The sequence below is a fragment of the Streptomyces sp. NPDC006012 genome, from assembly GCF_042871185.1.
In the GTDB taxonomy this organism is placed as follows: domain Bacteria; phylum Actinomycetota; class Actinomycetes; order Streptomycetales; family Streptomycetaceae; genus Streptomyces.
Window position 1 is genome coordinate 1 of record NZ_JBIAIE010000016.1, and the last position, 20,198, is coordinate 20,198.

Sequence of the window (20,198 nt, forward strand, 5' to 3'; positions counted from 1 at the left end):
GGCCCCGCCCGCGGCTGGGGTGAGACCTGGGAGGAGATCGGGCCCAACGCCGTCAACGCCCTCATCCCGAACGACCAGGAGCGCTTCGGCGAGCCGGACGAGATCGCGGCGGCGGTGGCGTACCTGTGCAGCGAATACGCCCAGTACGTCAGCGGCGCCACCATCCGCGTCGACGGCGGACTCATCCGGTCCGCGTTCTGAGCGGGACGCGGACAATACGCCGCCGGTCCCGACCCGGCACCGGCACGCTAGCCGTCGGAGCCGTCGGAAGGAGCCGACGGTCTGAAACGCCGTCCTGAAACGGGGTCTGGCACAGGTTCCGCGAGCCGGTTACGCTGCTCGTCGTTGATCCAGTGCCCCGGCACCGTGTGTACGGACGGCGAGGCGATACGTGTCGAAACCCGGCGCACACCTGTCGGCCCCTCCTGCCCAGGACGTGCCCAGTGGACGGAGCTGGTCCGCAACTCCTGCCCGAACTCCCGCCCGCAGTTTCCGGCTCAGCTGCCTCCTACCGCTCAAGAGCGCGCGCTTGACCTGCGGGGACAGTGAATTGCGACGGGAGTGGACGGAGCATGATGGCGACGGCGCACCAGGCGGGCCCGGACTTCGAGGAGTTCGTGGCGGCGCGCGGGGCGAGGCTGCTCCGGGTCGCCTGGATGCTGACCGGGGACGCACACCTGGCGGAGGACCTGTTGCAGACCGTGCTGGCCAGGGTGTGGCCCAAGTGGCGCCGGCTGTCGGGGGAGAACCCCGAGGCGTACATCCGAAAGGCGCTGGTCAACACCTATGCGTCGTGGTGGCAGCGGCGCTGGCGGGGCGAGATACCGCACGGCGAGGTGCCCGATGAGACGGCCCCCGGGGACCCGTTCGCCTCGGTCGACCTGGAGCACTCGCTGTCGCTGGTGGTCAGGCGGCTGCCGCCGCGGCAGCGGGCCGTCGTGGTGCTGCGGTACTTCGAGGGTCTGAGCGTGGAGGAGACCGCTCAGGTGCTGGGCTGTCGCCCTGGGACCGTCAAGAGCCAGGCCGCCAGAGCGCTGAACACGTTACGGCTGTGGTTGGCGGCCGTACCCGGGTTGACGGAAGGGAGCGAGACACATGCCTGACACACCTGAAGGGCCGTGGGACGACACGGAAGCGGGACTCCGTCTGCTCTTGGAGGAGGGAGTGCCGAGGCTGGTCGCCCCTGCCGATCGCATGGCCAGGGTGCGGGGGCGCGTACGACTGCGCAGACGGCGCAGGGTCGCGGCGGCGGGCGGGCTGGCCGCGCTGGCCGTCGCCGCGGTGGCGTTCACCGTCGGGGCCCGCGGACCGGCGTCCTCGGGGCCCGACTGGAGCCACACGGTGCCTGCGGCGTCCCTGGCACCCGTCGCCACGCTCATGGACCGGTCCCGGCCCCTCAGGGTCGTCTTGCCCGACGGCTGGCGCACGCTGACGGCGACGGACGCCCACGGCACGTCCGTAGGCTTCGCGGCCAGCCAGGCCCTGCGCCGGCCCGCCCCCGCGGACTGTGTCACGGCCCAGGACGACCTGCTGACGCAGTGCCGGCCGTTGCGGAAGCTGGAGACCGGAGGGGTGCTCATGGCGTTCCGCTACGGTGACGGGGCGGCCCGTTGGACGGCCCCCGAGGCTCCGCTGCGGGTGGGCGCCGCGCACAGCCCGGCCGAGGGCTGTGCGGCGCTGGGAGGGGACCAGGAGATCTTCGGCTGGGCACGTGCCCACCCCGGCCCTTACGGGCGGACCTACGACGTACGCGTCATGGCATGCCTGAAACAGCCGACGAAGCGGACGGCCGCCACCGTCAGGGAGATCCTGACCAAGAGCTTCGGGCGGGCCGGGCAGTGACCTCAGGGCGGACCACGAAGCGACCTCCGGGCGGACCACGAAGCGACCTCCGGGCGGACCGGGAACCGACCTCCGGGCTCCGGGCCGCCGCGGTTGGTCACATGACGGCGGATCACATGGCGACTGATCGCGTGACGGCCTGTACACGGCGACCGGCCACACGGCGACCGGCCACACGACGACCCGCCGCACGACGACCGATCGCGCGGCAATCGATCACGCCGTGGCCTTCAGCGCGCTGGCGAAGGACTTGCGCAGGGACCCCGTGGCGACGAGGGGGAGCATGGAGGCCAGTACCTTCCCCTTGAACGTGGCGGGCTCGCGGGTGAGTTCCACGTCGACGCGGGTGCCCTCGCCCTCGGGCGTCAGCTGGAAGGTCCAGCCGCCGCCCGCCCCGAACAGCTTCGAGTCGAGTGTGGTGACGGTGACCTTGGCGGCATCCCACTGGTAGCGCGCCCGCTCCCACGCGGAGCTGGTCCCTTCGGTCACTTCGGCCCAGTTCTCGCCCAGCTCGTGGACGGTGAAGTGGTCGGCGTCGATGCTGGGCCAGTTCTCGGCGCGGCCGGGACCGAAGTCGGTCAGCACCGCGAGGGCCTGCTCGGGACGGAGGGAAGAGACGAGGTGAAAACGGACGACTGCCATGGGAGAGCCCCCTCATATCGGGTGTGGTCGGGACCGCGGTTGCGGTCGACCGTCGAAGTAACCGGTTTGGCTGGTGACGACTTTGGCACGGCGCGACGTAACCTGTCAATCGGGTGATGATCTGAGCGTGAATCGAGCGCGGGGGTATTGCATCTACGCGAATAACTGGCCAGTATGGTTACGTGACTCATGCATTTCCCTGCGGGACACTTCCGCTCGATTTCGTCGGCACCCGGCGAGCGCGACGCAACGTCGCGCCGCTGGAGAAGCTCGCGAGCCCCGACATGCTCGACGACTGGTTCGTGGAAGCCGGGATGCTCGATCTGGCTCCCGGCGCGAACGAGGCCGACCTCGCCATCGCCATTGAGCTGCGCGAGTCGATCTATTCCCTGGTCGCGGCCCGCCTGAACGACCGGCCACTGCCCGCCGAGGCGGTCGCCGAGCTGAACCTCCAGGCTTCGGGCCTGCCCGTGACGCTGCGACTCGGTCCCGACGGGCTGACCCGTACCGGCTCGGTCTCCCAAGGTCTCGCGGCCCTCGCCCGCGAAGCGGTGGAGATCCTCGGCGGTGACCAGGAGGCGCTGCTGCGCGAGTGTTCCCGCCCCGAGTGCACCCAGGTCTACCTCGACCGCTCGCGCGGCCATCGGCGGGAGTGGTGCGCCATGCGGACCTGCGGCAACCGGGTCAAGGCTGCCGCCTACCGAGCGCGCCAGCACACCGTGAAGGCCTGACCGGCCGGAAGCCGCCCGGAGGCCGGCCGGCCTCCGGCGCAGGTTCACCTCGCGCGCTCCGGCAGGCGGCGCGGCAGGTGGTGCGGCGGCCGACGACGGGGAGCCGGGTTCACCCAGGTACGCGATGGTCGTCACGTATCACCCTCCCGTACGGGCCCGTCACCTTCCCGTACGGGCCCGTCACCTTCCCGTACGGGACCCCTTACTTTCCCGTACGGGACTCGGCGTCTTCCACCAGCCGGAGATCCACCGTGTACCGCAGGTGGTGGAGGATCGCGGCGCTGTCCGTGACGAGTGAGGCCAGCGGATTGTGCCCGCCGTCCGTGGGGAAGGGGATCGCCCTCTCGTAGGCCGCCATCACCACGTGGTGCACCAGCCGGGCCGCACGCCTGACCCGGTCCGCCAGGGGTTCACGGGCCGCGAGGGAGATGACCTGCCCCAGCCCGGGGCGGTTGTGCAACTCCGCCGTGAACCCCAGCCGCTCCGCGCTCAGCAGCCCCGACAGCTCGGCGGCAGCCGCGGCGGGGGAGGCGGCGGGCCCGGCCACCGGGCTCGGACCCAGCGCGGCCAGCTCGTCCGTCAGCCGGTTCGCGGCGCCCAGCGCCAGACCGGCCACCGCGGTCCACAGGAACCCGCCGTCCCGTGCCGGCAGCGCCGTGCCGGCGGAGTGGGTGGTGAAACCAGACGGTACGTGGACGTCGTCGAGCCGGAACTCGGTGTCCGGGCCGGCCGGGGAACGCACGGCACGCAGGCCGTGGGTGGCCTGCCGGGGCAGTACCTTCGACGCGATCACGAAGACGTCGGGCCGGTCCGGACGGGTTCCGGTGGCCTCCTCGCGGGCCGCCTCCGGTGAAGCGGCGAGCGGCAGCGCCAGCCAGGGCCCGACCGCGGTGTCACCCGGCAGCCGCCACTGTCCGCACAGCGCGTACCCGCCCGGGACCGGCCGGGCGACCGGAGGGCCGTCGGGACCCGCCAGCGGTACGGAGCGGGGGAGCGGGGAGGCCCAGTTCCAGGCGGCCGTGAACGAGGCCCACGCCTCCCCGGGATCGGCGTAGCCGTCGTGCTCGTACGCCTCGAACACCCGGCCCGGGTCGGCGCCGGGCCCGAGTGCCGGCCGCGGACGGTCCTCGCGGGTGCGTGTCGTCGTCCGCTCGCACGGCTCTGTCATGGCCCTCGTGTTCCTTGTCGTCCGTCGGGTGCCCGGCACCGGTGCCCCGGCACCGATGAGCTCCCGCGTCGTGAGTACGGCGTTCTTCTGCGCCTCGCCCCGGGCGAGGCGCAGAAGAACGCCGGACGGGGAAGTCCTCGGTCATCGGGGCGAACACGTCGGTGAACGCCGCGACATGCGCAGTGATCAGCGCGCCGGGCAGCCGACACGGCGAACGGCCGGACAGCAGTGGCTCCGGGCCCGCGGTCGGTCCTGCCGTCGTCATGGTGTGTCAGCTTTTCTGGATCGGTCCCCGCCGCGTGGCGCACGGCGGCCGGCCGACGCGGGCCGAGTGGAGGGATTCTTCCCGCGTGGTGCGGGTGCGTGAGGTGGGGGAGGTGTGTACGGTCCTCATCGACCGACACCTGTTCGCATGTGCTCACTTTAGCCACGTAGGGCAGTGGCACGAAGTTCATGTGAGTGCCGTCACGGTGCGCGATGGAACGGCGCTGGACGGGGCGGCGCTGCCAACTCGTGGCGGTCGTCACGACGGTGGGGTGAGGTTTGCTTCAGCCATCAGCCGGTCGGACGGCCGGCCGGCGCGATGCAGTACGGTTCTTCTGACGGTTCCGCACACACATGTGCCTCAGAACCGGATGACTCGTCCGGCGAAAACCCCGGCATGGTCGAACCGCGACCTGGAAACCCGGGCCGCAGAAACCCGCCCCCGCATGCCCCGCCGGAGACACCTGGCTTGTGCGCCGGGGCACATCCCACCACCACACGACCTGAAGAGGAAGACAACCATGCCCACGCTGTTCTACGACGCCGACGCCGACCTGTCCGTCATCCAGGGCCGCAAGGTCGCGGTCATCGGCTACGGCAGCCAGGGCCACGCGCACGCCCTGTCGCTGCGCGACTCGGGTGTCGACGTCCGGGTCGGCCTGCACGAGGGCTCCAAGTCCCGGGCGAAGGCCGAGGAGCAGGGCCTGCGCGTGGTGACCGTCGCCGAGGCCGCCGCCGAGGCGGACGTCATCATGATCCTGGTGCCGGACCCGGTCCAGGGCCAGGTGTACGAGGAGTCCATCGCGCCGCATCTGAAGGACGGCGACGCGCTGTTCTTCGGCCACGGCTTCAACATCCGCTTCGGTTTCGTCAAGCCCCCGGCCGGGGTGGACGTGTGCATGGTCGCGCCGAAGGGCCCGGGCCACCTGGTGCGCCGTCAGTACGAGGAAGGCCGCGGCGTTCCGTGTCTGGTGGCGGTGGAGCAGGACGCGACGGGCAAGGGGCTGGACCTCGCGCTCTCGTACGCGAAGGGCATCGGGGGCACGCGGGCGGGTGTGATCCGCACGACGTTCACGGAGGAGACGGAGACCGACCTGTTCGGTGAGCAGGCGGTGCTGGCCGGTGGTACTACGGCGCTGGTGAAGGCGGGCTTCGAGACCCTGACCGAGGCGGGCTACCAGCCGGAGATCGCCTACTTCGAGTGCCTGCACGAGCTGAAGCTGATCGTGGACCTCATGTACGAGGGCGGTCTGGAGAAGATGCGCTGGTCGATCTCGGAGACCGCCGAGTGGGGCGACTACGTGACCGGTCCGCGGATCGTCACGGACGCCACGCGTGCGGAGATGAAGAAGATCCTGGCCGAGATCCAGGACGGCTCGTTCGCGAAGAACTGGATGGACGAGTACCACGGCGGTCTGAAGAGGTACAACGAGTACAAGAAGCAGGACGCCGAGAGCCTGCTCGCGACCACGGGCAGCGAACTGCGCAAGCTGATGAGCTGGGTGAACGAGGGGGCGTGAGCCCCGAGTCCGCACAGCGTGCTCCGGCCCGCCGCCTCTGTCCGGGAGGCGGCGGGCCGGAGCACGTTCGTGTCGTCACACCTCGGCCGCTTCCTCGGCAGCCTGCTCCTTCCGGGCCCGGCCGAACTCGGCCAGGACGTGGAAGGCGGCCTTGGGCTCCCATCCCAACTCCGCGTTGGGCCCGTCGGCTGCGCCGGCCGGCAGGACCCTGACCACACCGAAGCTGGCCGCGTCGAAGTCGCGCTCCGGGTCGTCGAGGGCCGTGGTCGCCAGGTCCCGGCGGGCGAAGGTGTAGACGAACGCGGCGTCGACTCCGGCCGCGCCGTAGATGTCGAGCATCTCCCGGACGTAGGACGCCTGTTCCTGCTCGTCGCGCACCGTTCCGGCGGCCAGCCGCACCGGCCGCGCGTTCTCGCCCCATTCGACGATCGAGTCCCCGCGACCGCCCATGTCGACGGCGCCGCGGAAGGTGCCGCAGCCGAATTCGGTGATGCCGAGCGGCTTGCCCCGTGCCACCTGCGCGCGCAGGGCGTCGGTGAACGTGCCGGCGGTGGTCGCGTCCCGGTAGCCGGCATCGGTGGCGGCGATGTCGAAGGGTGTCCAGTCCACGCCCTCGAAGGCGACGGACGCGTAGCCGATCGGGCCGCCGAAGCGGGCGCGGACCTCGGTGAGGACTCGGGCGAGGAACGCGTTGAGCGTGGCGTGCAGTTGGGGGAGCAGGGCGCGGAAGGCGGTCGGGTCGGCCAGGTTCGCCGACCGTTCCCCCAACGTGGCGCCGGGCAGGAAGCCGTCGGTGAACAGGCTGATCTCGGAACCGGTGAGGAAGACGACGCGCGCGCCGTCGCGGCGCAGGCGCTCGGCACGTTCGGCGGCGTCGACGAGGAACGCCAGGAGTTCGTCCTGGGTCAGGCCGTTGGTGAACGGCGAATACCACACCTCCAGCCCCGCGTCGGCGGCCGCGCGGGCGGCGATCTCCAGGCGGTCGGCGTGGCCGCCGGTGATGCGAACCGCGTCGCAGCGCAGGTCCTCGCGGATCACCCGCATCTCGCGCTGGACAATGTGCGGGAGGAACGGTTCGTGGGTCGTGGTCCCGCCTGAGGCGAAACCGGTGTCGTAGTTGATGCCGAAGGCGCGCACCACTGCTCCGATCCTGTCGATCTGCGACCGTATTTAGGGTACGGAGAGTACCGTACCTCGGGAAGGAAGGTCCACGATGGCGCCTGACCAGCGACGCGGCACCGCGACCCGGCGTCGGGGGGCGGCGTTGGAGGAGGCGATCCTGCGGGCGGCGGCCGAGGAACTGCGGACCGTCGGCTACGCGGGCATGACGATGGACCGGGTCGCGCAGCGCGCGGGTACCAACAAGAACGCGATCTACCGGCGCTGGCCGACCCGCGCGGCACTCGGCGTCGCGGCCTACCGCTGCCTGGCCGACGCCGAGTTGCAGGTCCCGGACACCGGGACGCTGCGCGGCGACGCGCTGGCGCTGCTGCGCGCCGCGCACACCACGTGGTCGTCACCGCAGGGGGTCGTACTGCGTGACCTGCTCGCCGCGGCGGCCGACGACCCCGACCTGCTCGCGCTGCTGCGGGAACAGGCCGGTGGCAGCGGCACGGACGCGGCGTGGCTGATCCTGCTGGAGCGGGCCGTGGCCCGGGGCGAAGCGGCGGCCGGGGCGGCGCATCCGCGCGTGGCGTCGGTCCCGATGATGCTGTTGCGCGGCGAATACGCCCTGCGCGGCCTGCCGGAGGTGCCCGACGAGGTACTGACGGAGATCGTGGTCGAGGTCTTCCTGCCCTTGGTGCGCGGACGCGGCATCGGCCTCTGATGCCATGCAGCGCCGCCCAGCAGCTGGGGCTGGGCCGGGCGTCAGCCGGGCAGTGTCGTGCCGTCCTCCCCGCCCCAGTCAGCGGGTGCTGTTCCGGGACCGGGTCCCTGCGGTCCCTGCGGCACCTGCGGTGGCTGCGGTCCCTGGCCGGTTCTCCGATCCGTACGGCCGGGTCCGGGCGGGCCGGGGGAGTGGGGGACGGACGTGACGACGGACGCGGAGACGGTGCGGGGCCGTGGCGTCACAGGAGTGTGCGGGCGTACTCGGAGTTGGTGTAGTCGCGCCACTCGATGATCCGGCCGTCTCGCAGCCGGTAGACCGCCATGTTCCTGATCGGGGCGAGCGGGCGGCCGGGCAGGGCGAGGCCGTGGATCTGTTCGGCGATGACGATGTCGCCGTCGACCGCCTGGTGGACGGTCGTGAAGTCGACCTTCGCCATGTTGGCGAAGACACCGGCCCACATGCTGACAAGACGGTCACGGCCCTTGATCGCGGGATCGCCGTAGTTCTCGAAGACGATGTCCTCGTCGAAGTAGGGAGCGAGTTTGCCGGCGTCCCGCTGGGTGAACAGTGCCAGGAATTCCGTGATGATCGTGCCGTTGTCGACGCTGGTCGGGTTGTCCGTCATGGTGTTCGGTCCTATCCGGTTACATGTGGGTGTGGTTGAGGTGAAGGGCCCTGAGCCCGGGTGGGCCGTCAGTCGGTACGGCCGCGGAAGGTGCGACGCACGTCGTCGACCCAGGCGTCGGGCACCTCCCAGTACACGAAGTGGCCGCCGCGCGGGTGTGCGGTGACGTTGACGTGGTTGAACCAGGGCGCCCGGGGGCTGTCCAGGAAGTCCTGCACCCGGTTCTCGGTGGTCACGCCGGGCGGGTTCTCGTAGCCGACCAGGGTGATGCCGGTGGGTGCCTGGACCGGCGGGGTGAGGTCGTGGGACGGGGTCCAGGGATGGCGGTTGGCGTTGGCGTACAGCCGCATCGACGTGCTGATCGAGTTGGTGACCCAGTAGATCATCACGTTGGTGAGGAGGTCGTCCTTGGTGAAGACGTTCTCGACGTGGCCGTCGTTGTCGCTCCAGTTGGTCCACCGTTCGAGGATCCAGGCCAGCAGGCCGGCCGGGGAGTCGCTCAGCGCGTGGCCGAGGGTGCTGGAGTCGAGGACGTGCACGGCGACATGGGCGACGAAGCGCTTCTGGAAGGAGAGGATCCCGGCGCGGATGTCGTCGGGTGTGCCCTCGGGGATCGTCCGGCCGCCGGTGAGGTCCCAGGCCCGCTCGCCGTTGAACATGTTCAGCGGGATCGGCGAGCCGAGGTGGATGGCGTACAGCGAGTCGTAGTACTTGTGGCCGAGCTGCGCGGTCACCAGGGAGCCCATGTCGGAGCCGGTGGCGGCGTACTTCTCGTAGCCGAGGACCTCGGTCATCAGCTTGTGGAACAGGTCGGCGATCTTCCAGAAGTTCATGTCCGGGTTGTCGGGCAGCGGCGTGGACCAGCCGAAGCCGGGCAGCGAGGGCACGATCACGTCGAACGCCTCGGCCGGGTCCCCGCCGTGGGCACCCGGATCGGCGAGCTTGTCGATGATCTTGGTGGCCATCGCGACGGACCAGGGCCAGCCGCCGGAGACGAGCATCGGCTTCGGGTCGGGGCCGACACCCGCCCTGCGCATGAAGTGGATCGGTACGCCGTCGACCTCGACCCGGTACTGCTCGAACCGGTTGAGCCCGGCCTCCGCCGCGCGCCAGTCGTACGTGTCGATCCAGTAGTCGATCAGTTCCTTCAGGTACGCGCCGTCCACACCGTAGTACCAGTCCCGGTTGCCCGCGTCGACGGCGTAACGGGTGCGCTGCAGGCGCTCCTTGAGGTCGACGAGCACGTCGTCGGGGACATGGATGGGCGCGGGGGTCAGGGGGAAGGGCTTGGCGGACATCGCGGGAGTCTTTCTTGAGTGGCGCGGCGGGGGTGGTGCTGCGCGGGTGTGATGTAGGTGATGCGGGGGAGGACCGAGGCGGACGGGGGCGGGTCGCCGGTGGGCCGGTCATGCGCGGGGCAGTGGATACGCGTGCGGGGCGCCGGGGTCCGTGGGTCGTTCAGGGACAGAGGACCGGGGTGGCGAGCCGGGGGTGTCCTGGTCCGCGGCGGCGGGCTCGTCCCGCGGGTCCTGCTTCTGCCGCGGGCCGGCGGGCGGGGACTGGGGCGGACTCGCCTCACCCCTGCCGATCGGCAGGCCTCCCGGAAAGCATCGAGCCAAGATTGGAAGACATGGTCCAATCTTGGCTCGTTAAAAAAGGACTGTCAAGTCCATTCTTGGTGGATGCCTACGCGGCACCCGCGCCGGCGAGCTGAAGCGGGCCGGTCGCCGTGGTCACCGCCGCCTCCAGATAGTCCGTGCGCCCGGTCGCCTGGAGCATCACGACGCCGCCCTGGACCGCCGCCAGGATGCTTCGCGCGCGGCGCCGCGCCGCCTCTCCCTCGTCGGTCGTCAGTGCCGCCACCCCGCGCACCAGGGCCGCCTCCCACTCGTCGTACAGGGCGGAGACGATGGTGCGGGCCTGTGGGGACGACTTGCCCAGTTCGGCGGTGAGGCTGCCGAGGGGGCATTTCTGTCCCAGCTCCGTGTAGTGGTCCAGTACCGCCTGCTGCCACCCCTGCCAGGACTCCCACGTGGAAAGGTCGCTGAGGAACGGCTGCTGTGCCTCCAGCACCTGCCCGGCCTCATACTCGGCCACGGCCGCGAGGATGTCCGACCTGCCGTCGGGGAAGTAGTGGAACAACTGGCTCTTGCTGGTCGCCGTGGCTGCCCGTACGTCGTCGAGCGTGGTCTCGGCGGCGCCCTTCTCCCTGGTCAGAAGTGCCGCGGCGACGATGATGCGCCGGCGTGTCGCCCTGCCCTTCGCTGTCATCCCTTTGTTCATGCTTCCATCATCGCACTCGTTTGGACTCATCAGTCCAGCAAAATGGGACATAAGGGGTGGATGGGGGTGTAGGTGAGGTGTCCTGTGTGGCTGACGCAGCGGGCGGCGAGACTCAGGGGGTGGGGTCCGGCCGTCGGCAGATGCGCGACGCGCCGGCCGTGGACGGGGGCGTCGTCGTGGCCACCGCCCAGCGGGTCAGGACTGCCACGGGTCCCGGCCGATGGCGTCGGCCAGTGCCTGCGCGAGGCCGGAGAGCATCTTCTCCCCCTTCGCGGCGGTCGCCGCGTCGCCGTGGCCCGCTACCCCGGAGGCGGTGATGCGTTCGAACGGCACGGTCAGGTACACCGGTTCGGTCGACTCGGCGGGCAGAGTGATTTCGGGACCGTGGGCCTCGCCCAGGTGCTCGGTGCGGACCAGCTCCGGCCGGGCGGCCAGCATCATCGAGGTTTCACCCTCGCATGCGTGCATCAGGCCGCCCTGCACCTCCAGGCAGTCGCGGACCAGGTCCTTGGCCACGGTGAAGTAGTTGGTGAGAGCGATCCGCGCCGGCAGTTCGGCGGTCAGTTCGGCGGTGAGGGCGTGCAGCGCGGTCATGTTCCCGGCGTGCCCGTTCACGATGAGGATGCGGGTGAACCCGGCACGCCAGATGGAGCGGCAGATGTCCCGCAGCAGTGCGTGCAGCGTGGCCAGCGAGAGGGTGAAGGTGCCGCCGAAGGCCATGTGGTGCTCGGACAGGCCGGACCACACGGAGGGGGTGACCACTACGGAGGTGTGCGGCGAGGCGAGCAGCGCCGCCTGGCGGCAGACATCGGCGGCGAGGAAGTCGTCGACACCGGTGGGCAGGTGCGGGCCGTGTTGCTCGGTGGCGCCCACCGGCAGCAGGACCACTGCGTCCTCGTCGGCGAGTGCGCGCAACTCGGGTGCGGTCAGGTGGTTCCACAGGACTTCGGTCATGACGGCGTGCTTTCTGTGAGGGGTGTCTGCTGCTGTGCCATGTGACGTGTGACACGCAGCATGTGATACGTGGGGTGTGACGTGTGGCGCGCGGCGTGTGTCATGCGGCGGTGCGATGTGTGACGTGCGGCGTCGGCGCTGCGATGTGATGTGGGGCGCTGCGCTGCGACGTACGGCGCTGCGATGGGCGGCGGGGGTGGGGTCGGCTGGCGGGGCCGGCTCTGTGCGGCCGGCCCCGGATCCGTCAGAAGTGGTCCACGTCGACGACGGCCTGGGCGAACGCCGTCGGCGCCTCCTGGGGCAGGTTGTGCCCCACGGCCACCGTGCGGTGCTCGTACTTCCCGGTGAACTTGTCGCGGTACGCGGTGCCGTTGCCCGGCGCCGTGAACGGGTCGAACTCGGGGTCCATGGTGATGGTGGGCACCGCGATCGAGGGCCCCAGGGCCAGCCGGTCCTCGTAGCGGTCGTAGCGGCGTTCGCCCTCGGCCAGGTCCAGCCGCCAGCGGTAGTTGTGGATGACGATCGCGGCGTAGTCGGGGTTGTCGAAGGCGGCCTCGGTGCGCTCGAAGGTGGCGTCGTCGAAATGCCAGGTCGGCGAGACGAGTTGCCACACGAGCTTGGTCAGGTCGTGGCGGAGCTTCGGGTTCTCCATGGCCTTCTTGCCGCGCTCGGTGGCGAAGTAGTACTGGTACCACCAGGTGTGCTCGGCGACCGGTGCGATCGGCTCCAACTGGGCCTTGCGGTTGGTGATGAGGTAGCCGCTCACCGAGACCAGGGCCTTGACGCGCTCGGGCCACAGGGCCGCGAGGATGTCGCCGGTGCGGGAACCCCAGTCGAAACCGGCGATCACGGCCTTGTCGATCTTGAGGGAGTCCATCAGCGCGATGATGTCCAGGGCGACCACCGACTGCTGGGCGTTGCGGAACGTGCGGGAGGACAGGAAACGCGTCGTGCCGTGCCCGCGGAGGTAGGGAACGATCACGCGGTAGCCCTGGTCCGCCAGCAGCGGAGCGACGTCGACGTAGCTGTGGATGTCGTAGGGCCAGCCGTGCAGGCAGATGACCACGGGGCCGTGGGCGGGGCCCAGCTCGGCGTAACCGACGTTCAGCAGACCGGCCTTGACCTGCTTCAGCGCGGGGAAAGAGGTGTGCGTGCCCGGAGTGACCGCCGGTACGACGGGAGCCCTGCCGGAGTGGTTCGGCGCGGTCGCGGAGGCGTTCGAAACGCCCTGCATGCCGGCCAGTGAGACGGCGGCCGCTCCCGTGCCCAGACCCATCGCCTTGTTGAAGGTACGCCTGTTGATCATGTCAAGCCTTCCATGCGTCTCAGGTGTGCTCCCTGCGTGGCGCAGGGTTTTCCGACGGGACATGTGCCTGGGTCGTCACGACCGGCGTCACGACTCTTTCACGCCCGCCCATCACCATTCAAGGGGGTGATGGCAAGGTGCGCGACTCGATCTTCGCCGCCGGGTCGGACGGCCGCTTCCGTACGGAGTCCCGCTGTGCCCAAACTTTCGTCCACGCCCCCTTGGCCACACATCAGTCAGTTGACGGTGTGACCCGGCCCGGCCCGGTGCAGTGCGGTCCGGTGCGGTCCGAGACGTCCGGGCCAGATCCGACGGCGCGGCGAGCACCGATGGGTGTGCCGCGAGCACCGATGGGTGTGCCGCGAGCACCGATGGGTGTGCCGCGAGCACCGATGGGTGTGCCGCGAGCACCGATGGGCGCGAGAGGCCCCCGGGGTGGGTGCGGGCTTCCGTGCAGGCCGGGCCAGGGCCGGTCCGTACCGCCCGGGACCAGCGACATTAAGTCATTCGACTGTTCCGCGCAGACGTGCGGATGAACGATTCTTGATCCCTCACCCCCACTTTCGTACCCGGTGGCCAACCATCCCCACGGAGGGAACGTGCCGTGACCCGAATTCCCGTCATCCTCATCCACGGGCCGTGGCTGCACGCACTGTCCTGGCGGTCGTGGGCCGACCGGTTCACCAGTCACGGTTTCGACGTCATCGCCCCGGGCTGGCCGGGCGAGCCCGCCACCGTCGGCGAAGCACGCAGGCTGCCCGAGGCGACGCTGCGGCAGCTCGGACTCGACGCCCTCACGGACCACTATGCGCGGATCGTCCGCTCCTGCGACACCCCGCCCGTGATCATCGGGCACTCGGTCGGCGGGCTCGTCGCGCAGCACCTCCTCGGTGCCGGGCTGGGCCGGGCCGCGGTCGCCATCGCCCCCGCGCCGATCGCGGGCGTCCCGCCGGTGACGGCGTTCACCGGGCAGGGCGGGTACTCCTCTGTGCCGGGTGTGCCGGGTTCCCCCGCGTCCGGTTCTCCTGCCTCCGGTTCCCCCGAGCCCGGCTCCCCCGCGTCCGGCGACCGGGCGGGCGAGGCAGGCCCGGTGATGCTGAGCGCCGAGCAGTTCCGCGACTCCTTCGCCGGCGCCGTGCCCGAGGAGGAGTCGACGGAGTTGTTCCGGCACTACGTCATCCCCTCGTCGCGGCGGCTGCTGTCCGACCTGGGGGAGGTGGACGGCAGGCCGCATCCCCGGCGGGTCGTGGACACGGGCAACGCCGAGCGCGGTCCGCTGCTGCTCGTCTCCGGGCAGGAGGACCGCATGGTGCCCGACGACGTCACACGTGCCGTGTACAAGCTGTACGGCGACTCGACGGCCCCCAGCGACCTGAAGCAGTTCCCCGACCGGGCACACTCGCTGACCATCGACAAGGGCTGGCGCGCGGTCGCCGACCACGTCCTTGCCTGGCTCGCCGGACACGGCATCCACGGGGATCAGCCGTAGCCGCCGCGCTCGTCGGCCGGCCCAGGCTCCCTGACCGGCCGGCCCGGACCTGGCTCCCCGACCGCCCGGCCCGCCGCCCGGACCCGGCTCCCCGGCCGCGGCGTCTTCGCCGCCATTTCGTTACCAGTCAAACCGGTGACATGCCTTGCGCCGGATTCCGTCACCTGTCAAAGTGGTTACGCGAACGGAGTGGTACCGACCCGGTGGCGACACCGTCCGCACCCACTCGACACACGACGCGGGCCGCGAAGAAACCACGGCCCCGGAGGGAACGCCATGCGCAGCAGCAATCCGGTCTTCTCCCGGCTGGGCTTCAACCGCGACGACGGCTCGCACGGTCGAGCCGACCGGCGACTCCAGCCGGTGGGCGCCGGCTTCGCCGCCGGCCCGGACCTGTCGGACCCTTCCGGGTCCGCTCCGGTCAACCCCTACGCCCAGCCGGCCCCGGCGCATTCGTACCTCGACAAGGACACCCGGGCCGACCGCACCACGATGACCATCGACGACGTCGTGGTCCGGACCGGCATCACGCTGGGCACGGTCGTGCTCACCGCCGTCCTGTCCTGGGTCCTGCTGCCCGTGGACAGCACCGGCATCGGCCGGTCCTACGGCATCGGCTTCGCCGCCGCCCTGGTCGCCTTCGTCCTCTCCATGATCCAGGCGTTCAAGCGCCGCCCCTCCCCGGCACTGATCCTCGGATACGCGGCCTTCGAAGGCGTCTTCCTCGGAGTCGTCTCCAACGCCACCTCGACCTGGATCGCACCGGGTGTCGTCGTCCAGGCGGTCCTGGGCACCATGGCCGTCTCCGCGGGCGTGCTCATCGCCTACAAGCGACGCTGGATACGTGTGACCCGCCGGTTCTACGGATTCGTGCTGGCAGCGGCGACCGGCTTCCTGCTGCTCATGGTCGTTGACCTGATCTTCTCCGCCTTCGGTGCCGGCAACGGCCTGGGCTTCCACAGCGGGGGCCTCGGCGTCCTGTTCGGTATCATCGGCATCGTGCTCGGCGCGGCGTTCCTGGCCCTGGACTTCAAGCAGGTGGAGGACGGCATCGCCTACGGCGCCCCGCGCGAGGAGTCCTGGCTCGCGGCCTTCGGCCTCACCACCACCCTGGTATGGATCTACCTCGAAGCACTCCGGGTGCTGTCGATCCTCCAGAGCGACAATTGAGACCCACGCGCCCGGCCCCCTCGCGAGGGCGGGCGGCAGGCCCCGGTGGCGTCGGCCGACGCGCCGGGGCCCGTTGGGCTCGGTCAGGACGACAACGGCATACTCCCTGATACGTATGTGCCGCCTTCCGGGTACCGGCGTGGGAGGGAACGGGCGGAGAAAGGGCGGGTATGAGCACGCTGCTGATGGAGGCTGCGCGCGCCGAGGACGCGGCGCTGACTCTGGCGGCGCAGCAGGGCGAGGCGAGCGCGCTGGGACTGCTGCTGGAACGCCACCGCCCCGGTATGCGGGCGGTCGCGCTGAGTCTGCTGGGACCCGGCCCCGATGTGGACGACGTGATGCAGGACGCCGCGCTGGCGGCGCTCCGGGGCGTGGGCGAGGTCCGCGACCCGGCCGCAGTGGGCCCGTGGCTGCGGATGGTGGTGCGCAACCGGTGCCGGAAGGTGCTGCGCAGCGCACGGCGGACCGAGCCGGTGGAGGAGGTACCCCTGCCGCCGCTGCTGACCACGCCCGAACGGGTGCTTGACGGGCACGCCCTGCGGGACTGGATCTGGACGGCCGTCGAGGAACTGTCCCCGGCGCTGCGGCTGCCCGTCGTACTCCGCTACTTCTCCACGGGGGTCAGTTCCTATCAGCAGATCGCCGAGGCGTGCGCGATCCCGGTCGGTACGGTCCGCAGCCGGCTCAGCCAGGCGCGGACGGCGCTGGTCCGGACCCTGGAGGCCACCGCGGCCGGGGGACACGAGGACACGCGGCGGCGGACCGCCGCCAGTTGGCTGGAGGCGCACGAGACGCTGGCCGCGGCGGAGCGCGGCGAGTTCGGCAAGGTGGTCGCGGACCGCTACTCGCCCGAGGTGTCCCTGCTGAGCGGCCGGCAGCGGCTCGGCGGAACCGGGCTGCTCCTTGCGGGCATGGACCTCGACCTGTCCGCCGGGGTCCGCCAGCGTCCCGCGCACGTGATTGCCGGACGGTCGCTGATCGTCTGGGAGATGGACCTCATCAACCCGCCGGACGCGCCGGACCACTGCCCGCCCGGCGTCGCCTGGATCATGACGCTGGACGGCGGCCGGATCGACCGGGTGTCCCTGTACCACACACCGCGCCCCGACCCGGTGCGCGAAGACGTCGCGGCCTGAACAACTGCGGGTCCCGGCCGGACGCCCCTGATGGGCCTCCGATGGGCCCCGACGACGGGCCCCGACGGGAAAAGCCCGGCCGGATAGTCTCCGGCCGGGCTTCGCCATCGGATCAGCCCTTGCGGGATGTCACCGTCGCACCTGTCGATCCGTACGGGTGAGCGTCCCGCGTATCGCCGCGATGCGCCCAAGCGTCGTACGGGTCAATGTCGTTCACGTCATTGCCGTTCACGTCGCTGGTGTTCGCGTCGCTGTCGTCCGCGTCCCTGGTGTTCGCGTCACCAGTGGCGCGTCAGGGTCCGCTCGACGGCTGTGGCCATCGCGCTCTCGCCCTCCGCGTTGGGGTGCAGCGGCGCCGCCGGGGTCTGCGGGGCGAAGGTCTCGATCCACCGTTCGCCGACAGGCCGGCAGATGTCGTGCCCGATCGTCGCATCGTAGGTGTTCACGAACTGCGCCAGGCCGAGCCGCGCCTGGCGCGCGAGCATCCCGTTCAGTTCCTTCTCCTTGTCCCGGAGGTAGGAGAAGTCGCCCGCGGCCAGCGGCACCGAGGCGCTGGTGCACCCGACGCCGTCCTCGGGGAACAGGTCCGGGTAGCCGACCACCACGACCTTGGCGTACGGGGCGCGCTGGTGGATGCCGCGGAGCACCTTCGCGACCTTCGGCGCGGTGGCGGAGATCGACTCCGTCACCTGGTCGGTGCCCGAACCAGTGAGGTGGTCCCGGCAGGGCGAGCCGGCCGGGTCGGTGGCCGACAGCTTCGCGCAGGTGCCGAGCACGGTGCTGAAGCCGATGTCGTTGCCGCCGATGGTGACGGTGACCAGGTCGGTGTGCCGGTCGAGCGCGTCGAACTGGGCCGGCGCCGTGCCCTGCGCGGCGGTCATCTCCGCGGTGGTCGCCCCCGAGCAGGTGACGTCCGTCAGCATGGCCCCCGCCGACTGGGCCACCAGCGACGCGTAGTTGCGGCTGGAGCGCAGGCAGTTGGCGTCGATCTGTTCGGGGACGAGCGGCGCGGAGGCGTAGGAGTCCCCGAGTGCGACGTAGTCCACGCGGTGCGAGTGAGTGGTCGTGCTCGCCAGAGCCGGGTGGGCCGTGGCCAGGGTGGCGACGCCACTGATCAGGGCGGCACCCACCGCCAGGGCGCGGGCCGCACCGGAGGAGGAAAGGCGTTTTGTCAAAGTGGTTCCTTTCGAGGTCGCGGGTCGTCCGGAGGGAGCCGGGGCACGGGTCGGCACGGCTGTCGACCCGGGCGCGGTGTCCGGTGTCCGGAGCCCGGTGGGGGTGGGCTCGGCACCGCGTCGCCCGGTTGCCCGTGATGCGGTCAACGGTCGGGCGGACGGGCGCAGTTGCAGCCCCCACTTAAGGGACGTATCCCGTGGGCACGGAAGATCAACAACTTCGGTAACGAATTGGTTGCTTTCCTCGCGCGGCCGTGTGCGTGTATGCGTCGGGTGCGGATGCGTCGAATGGCTTAACACGTGTGAGTGCCACGGGGAGGGCGCGGGCGTCCCGGCTGACCGTCATGTGACTGATGCAGGGCGGTGGCGGAGCGGGCGAGAGTGGCGCCGTAGCGGTCCCGTGGACGGCCCTGCGAGGGGAAAGGCGAGGAGGATCCGTCGCCGACTTCGTCACCGACTTGACGGGTGACTCGACCTCTGACAGATTAATAACCACCCAAGGGGGTTACGGCCTCTCTTGCCTCAGGTGCCCGTGCGTCCAGCGGGCCCCGGTGGCATCCGGTCCACATCGTTTCCATGCACTTCTGGAGAGGGTTTCTCGTGTTCGACATCAAGCGCGCAGGCAAGCGGCGGATACTCACCGGCGTCGGAGCGGCCGCCGTGGCCGGCATCGCGATCGGGTCCTTCACTCTGGTCGGCACCGCGAACGCCGACGCCGGCCAGCAGGCCGGCAAGGGCCGGGCGAAGCCCACCATCGTGCTGGAGCACGGCGCGTTCGCGGATGCCTCCAGCTGGAACGGTGTGATCAGCCGCCTGCGGGCCGACGGCTATCCCGTCGTCGCCGCCGCGAACCCGCTGCGCGGCCCGCACAACGACGCCACCGCCCTGCGCAGCGTCCTCGACCATGTCAAGGGCCCCAAGATCCTCGTCGGCCACTCCTACGGCGGCTCCGTGATCAGCGAGGCTGCCGCGAACGACCCGGAGGTCAAGGGCCTCGTCTATGTGGCGGCGTTCCTGCCCGCGCCCGGTGAGTCCGCGCTGGAGCTGACGAACAAGTACCCGGGCTCCACGCTCCCCGACGCCCTCGACCCGGTCCCGGTGACCGGCCCCGACGGCACCAAGGGCACCGACCTCTACATCCAGCAGGACAAGTTCCGCCACCAGTTCGCCGCGGACGTCCCCCGCAACGAGGCCGCCCTCGCCGCCGCCACCCAGCGGCCCATCGCGCAGGCCGCGCTGGAGGAGAAGGCGACCGTCGCCGCCTGGAAGACCATCCCCAGCTGGGACATCGTCACCACCCAGGACCTGAACATCCCGGCGTCCGTACAGCGCTTCATGGCCAAGCGGGCGCACGCCCAGGTCACCGAGGTCGCCGCCTCCCACTCCGTCGCCGTCTCCCGGCCCGGCATCGTCACCCGGGTCATCGAGGAAGCCGCGCGCGCCACCCGGTGACGAGCCCCGAAACCACCCGATCACGATCCCGGAAAGGGAGCACCACCATGGAACTCAAACTCGAAGTCGTCGTCATCCCGGTCTCCGACGTCGACAAGGCCAAGGACTTCTACGTCGACAAGCTCGGCTTCCGCCTCGACGCGGACTTCCCGATCAACGACGGTTACCGGATCGTCCAGGTGACCCCGCCGGGCTCGGCGTGCTCGGTCATCTTCGGCGAGGGCCTGACGACCGCCCCGGCGGGTTCGGTTCAGGGTCTGCACCTGATCGTGTCCGACATCGAGCAGGCGCACGCGGAACTGACCGGCCGCGGTGTCGACGTCAGCGGTCCCTTCCACGACGCCACCGGCGCCTTCCACCACGCCGGCCAGGCATACCGGGTCCCCGGGCTCTCGGCGGAGCGCGCGAGCTACGGCTCCTTCGCCTCCTTCGCCGACCCGGACGGCAACGAGTGGTTCCTGCAAGAGGTCACCGAACGCCTGCCCGGTCGCTGACGGAGCCCGCGGAGGCACCTGGGGGCGGCCGGCCGTCACATCGGCCGCCCCGGCGCCCCGAGCGCCCCGGCCGATCGGCCGGCCCCCGGCCTCCGGCCCCGGCCCTCGGACCCCAT

At 70.8% G+C, this 20,198-nt stretch carries 20 protein-coding genes; 11 read left to right on the forward strand and 9 right to left on the reverse strand.

The window, feature by feature from the left end; all coding sequences use genetic code 11:
• From ACFYPJ_RS24955 to ACFYPJ_RS24965, 3 genes are all read left to right on the forward strand, one after another.
• Nucleotides 1–201 (forward strand): SDR family oxidoreductase (locus ACFYPJ_RS24955; RefSeq protein ID WP_389018736.1); only part of this gene is annotated, 201 nt, incomplete at its 5' end.
• Nucleotides 202–572: 371 nt separating this feature from the next.
• Nucleotides 573–1,103, forward strand: a complete 531-nt coding sequence (locus ACFYPJ_RS24960; RefSeq protein ID WP_389021206.1) for a SigE family RNA polymerase sigma factor — start codon at nt 573–575, stop codon at nt 1,101–1,103.
• A complete protein-coding gene (locus ACFYPJ_RS24965; RefSeq protein WP_389021209.1) occupies nt 1,096–1,842 on the forward strand; it encodes a hypothetical protein in 747 nt (248 codons plus the stop codon). The genes ACFYPJ_RS24960 and ACFYPJ_RS24965 overlap by 8 nt, the downstream gene beginning before the upstream one ends.
• Nucleotides 1,843–2,058: 216 nt before the next feature.
• Here the strand turns inward: ACFYPJ_RS24965 and ACFYPJ_RS24970 are convergent, their stop codons facing one another.
• Nucleotides 2,059–2,484 (reverse strand): hypothetical protein, encoded by a 426-nt coding sequence (locus tag ACFYPJ_RS24970; RefSeq protein ID WP_389021212.1) that lies wholly within the window; start codon nt 2,482–2,484, stop codon nt 2,059–2,061.
• 182 nt (nt 2,485–2,666) lie between these two features.
• Here ACFYPJ_RS24970 and ACFYPJ_RS24975 point away from each other — a divergent pair, with 182 nt between their 5' ends.
• Nucleotides 2,667–3,215, forward strand: a complete 549-nt coding sequence (locus ACFYPJ_RS24975) for a CGNR zinc finger domain-containing protein (protein ID WP_389021215.1) — start codon at nt 2,667–2,669, stop codon at nt 3,213–3,215.
• A gap of 202 nt (nt 3,216–3,417) precedes the next feature.
• On the opposite strand, the gene ACFYPJ_RS24980 is transcribed toward ACFYPJ_RS24975, so the two are convergent.
• Nucleotides 3,418–4,383 (reverse strand): hypothetical protein, encoded by a 966-nt coding sequence (locus ACFYPJ_RS24980; protein ID WP_389021218.1) that lies wholly within the window; start codon nt 4,381–4,383, stop codon nt 3,418–3,420.
• A gap of 785 nt (nt 4,384–5,168) precedes the next feature.
• On the opposite strand from ACFYPJ_RS24980, the gene ilvC reads away from it, so the two are divergent.
• Nucleotides 5,169–6,167 (forward strand): ketol-acid reductoisomerase, encoded by a 999-nt coding sequence (gene ilvC / locus ACFYPJ_RS24985; protein WP_389021221.1) that lies wholly within the window; start codon nt 5,169–5,171, stop codon nt 6,165–6,167.
• Between the two features lie 75 nt (nt 6,168–6,242).
• Here ilvC and ACFYPJ_RS24990 read toward each other — a convergent pair whose 3' ends face one another.
• Nucleotides 6,243–7,307, reverse strand: a complete 1,065-nt coding sequence (locus ACFYPJ_RS24990; protein WP_389021224.1) for a hypothetical protein — start codon at nt 7,305–7,307, stop codon at nt 6,243–6,245.
• 73 nt (nt 7,308–7,380) lie between these two features.
• Here ACFYPJ_RS24990 and ACFYPJ_RS24995 point away from each other — a divergent pair, with 73 nt between their 5' ends.
• Nucleotides 7,381–7,995, forward strand: a complete 615-nt coding sequence (locus ACFYPJ_RS24995) for a TetR/AcrR family transcriptional regulator (RefSeq protein WP_389021226.1) — start codon at nt 7,381–7,383, stop codon at nt 7,993–7,995.
• Between the two features lie 241 nt (nt 7,996–8,236).
• On the opposite strand, the gene ACFYPJ_RS25000 is transcribed toward ACFYPJ_RS24995, so the two are convergent.
• From ACFYPJ_RS25000 to ACFYPJ_RS25020, 5 genes are all read right to left on the reverse strand, one after another.
• Nucleotides 8,237–8,623 (reverse strand): nuclear transport factor 2 family protein, encoded by a 387-nt coding sequence (locus ACFYPJ_RS25000; RefSeq protein WP_389021229.1) that lies wholly within the window; start codon nt 8,621–8,623, stop codon nt 8,237–8,239.
• Nucleotides 8,624–8,691: 68 nt separating this feature from the next.
• Nucleotides 8,692–9,921, reverse strand: coding sequence for an epoxide hydrolase family protein (locus tag ACFYPJ_RS25005; RefSeq protein WP_389021232.1), 1,230 nt, complete (start codon nt 9,919–9,921; stop codon nt 8,692–8,694).
• A 388-nt stretch (nt 9,922–10,309) separates the two neighbouring features.
• Nucleotides 10,310–10,906, reverse strand: coding sequence for a TetR/AcrR family transcriptional regulator (locus tag ACFYPJ_RS25010; RefSeq protein ID WP_389021235.1), 597 nt, complete (start codon nt 10,904–10,906; stop codon nt 10,310–10,312).
• A 195-nt stretch (nt 10,907–11,101) separates the two neighbouring features.
• Nucleotides 11,102–11,860, reverse strand: a complete 759-nt coding sequence (locus ACFYPJ_RS25015) for a creatininase family protein (protein ID WP_389021238.1) — start codon at nt 11,858–11,860, stop codon at nt 11,102–11,104.
• Between the two features lie 244 nt (nt 11,861–12,104).
• Nucleotides 12,105–13,166 carry an alpha/beta fold hydrolase gene (locus ACFYPJ_RS25020; protein WP_389021241.1) on the reverse strand — a complete coding sequence of 354 codons (1,062 nt, stop codon included), beginning with the start codon at nt 13,164–13,166 and terminating at the stop codon, nt 12,105–12,107.
• A gap of 604 nt (nt 13,167–13,770) precedes the next feature.
• On the opposite strand from ACFYPJ_RS25020, the gene ACFYPJ_RS25025 reads away from it, so the two are divergent.
• From ACFYPJ_RS25025 to ACFYPJ_RS25035, 3 genes are all read left to right on the forward strand, one after another.
• Nucleotides 13,771–14,655 carry an alpha/beta hydrolase gene (locus tag ACFYPJ_RS25025; protein ID WP_389021244.1) on the forward strand — a complete coding sequence of 295 codons (885 nt, stop codon included), beginning with the start codon at nt 13,771–13,773 and terminating at the stop codon, nt 14,653–14,655.
• A 276-nt stretch (nt 14,656–14,931) separates the two neighbouring features.
• Nucleotides 14,932–15,825 (forward strand): Bax inhibitor-1/YccA family protein, encoded by an 894-nt coding sequence (locus ACFYPJ_RS25030; protein ID WP_389021247.1) that lies wholly within the window; start codon nt 14,932–14,934, stop codon nt 15,823–15,825.
• A gap of 170 nt (nt 15,826–15,995) precedes the next feature.
• Nucleotides 15,996–16,961 (forward strand): RNA polymerase sigma factor, encoded by a 966-nt coding sequence (locus ACFYPJ_RS25035; RefSeq protein WP_389021250.1) that lies wholly within the window; start codon nt 15,996–15,998, stop codon nt 16,959–16,961.
• Nucleotides 16,962–17,239: 278 nt separating this feature from the next.
• Here the strand turns inward: ACFYPJ_RS25035 and ACFYPJ_RS25040 are convergent, their stop codons facing one another.
• Complete coding sequence (locus ACFYPJ_RS25040) at nt 17,240–18,136, reverse strand: SGNH/GDSL hydrolase family protein (protein WP_389021253.1); 897 nt, start codon at nt 18,134–18,136, stop codon at nt 17,240–17,242.
• A 576-nt stretch (nt 18,137–18,712) separates the two neighbouring features.
• Here ACFYPJ_RS25040 and ACFYPJ_RS25045 point away from each other — a divergent pair.
• Nucleotides 18,713–19,588, forward strand: a complete 876-nt coding sequence (locus tag ACFYPJ_RS25045; protein WP_389021256.1) for an alpha/beta fold hydrolase — start codon at nt 18,713–18,715, stop codon at nt 19,586–19,588.
• A 47-nt stretch (nt 19,589–19,635) separates the two neighbouring features.
• A complete protein-coding gene (locus ACFYPJ_RS25050) occupies nt 19,636–20,082 on the forward strand; it encodes a VOC family protein (RefSeq protein WP_389021259.1) in 447 nt (148 codons plus the stop codon).
• The last annotated feature ends 116 nt before the right edge of the window (nt 20,083–20,198 follow it).

Bases quoted from the DNA above. Each gene is read 5' to 3' on its own strand.
- ACFYPJ_RS24960 (WP_389021206.1), top strand. From the start codon at position 573: ATGATGGCGACGGCGCACCAGGCGGGCCCGGACTTCGAGGAGTTCGTG.
- ACFYPJ_RS24965 (WP_389021209.1), top strand. From the start codon at position 1,096: ATGCCTGACACACCTGAAGGGCCGTGGGACGACACGGAAGCGGGACTC.
- ACFYPJ_RS24970 (WP_389021212.1), bottom strand. From the start codon at position 2,484: ATGGCAGTCGTCCGTTTTCACCTCGTCTCTTCCCTCCGTCCCGAGCAG.
- ACFYPJ_RS24980 (WP_389021218.1), bottom strand. From the start codon at position 4,383: ATGACAGAGCCGTGCGAGCGGACGACGACACGCACCCGCGAGGACCGT.
- ilvC (WP_389021221.1), top strand. From the start codon at position 5,169: ATGCCCACGCTGTTCTACGACGCCGACGCCGACCTGTCCGTCATCCAG.
- ACFYPJ_RS24995 (WP_389021226.1), top strand. From the start codon at position 7,381: ATGGCGCCTGACCAGCGACGCGGCACCGCGACCCGGCGTCGGGGGGCG.
- ACFYPJ_RS25000 (WP_389021229.1), bottom strand. From the start codon at position 8,623: ATGACGGACAACCCGACCAGCGTCGACAACGGCACGATCATCACGGAA.
- ACFYPJ_RS25005 (WP_389021232.1), bottom strand. From the start codon at position 9,921: ATGTCCGCCAAGCCCTTCCCCCTGACCCCCGCGCCCATCCATGTCCCC.
- ACFYPJ_RS25010 (WP_389021235.1), bottom strand. From the start codon at position 10,906: ATGAACAAAGGGATGACAGCGAAGGGCAGGGCGACACGCCGGCGCATC.
- ACFYPJ_RS25015 (WP_389021238.1), bottom strand. From the start codon at position 11,860: ATGACCGAAGTCCTGTGGAACCACCTGACCGCACCCGAGTTGCGCGCA.
- ACFYPJ_RS25020 (WP_389021241.1), bottom strand. From the start codon at position 13,166: ATGATCAACAGGCGTACCTTCAACAAGGCGATGGGTCTGGGCACGGGA.
- ACFYPJ_RS25030 (WP_389021247.1), top strand. From the start codon at position 14,932: ATGCGCAGCAGCAATCCGGTCTTCTCCCGGCTGGGCTTCAACCGCGAC.
- ACFYPJ_RS25035 (WP_389021250.1), top strand. From the start codon at position 15,996: ATGAGCACGCTGCTGATGGAGGCTGCGCGCGCCGAGGACGCGGCGCTG.
- ACFYPJ_RS25045 (WP_389021256.1), top strand. From the start codon at position 18,713: ATGCACTTCTGGAGAGGGTTTCTCGTGTTCGACATCAAGCGCGCAGGC.
- ACFYPJ_RS25050 (WP_389021259.1), top strand. From the start codon at position 19,636: ATGGAACTCAAACTCGAAGTCGTCGTCATCCCGGTCTCCGACGTCGAC.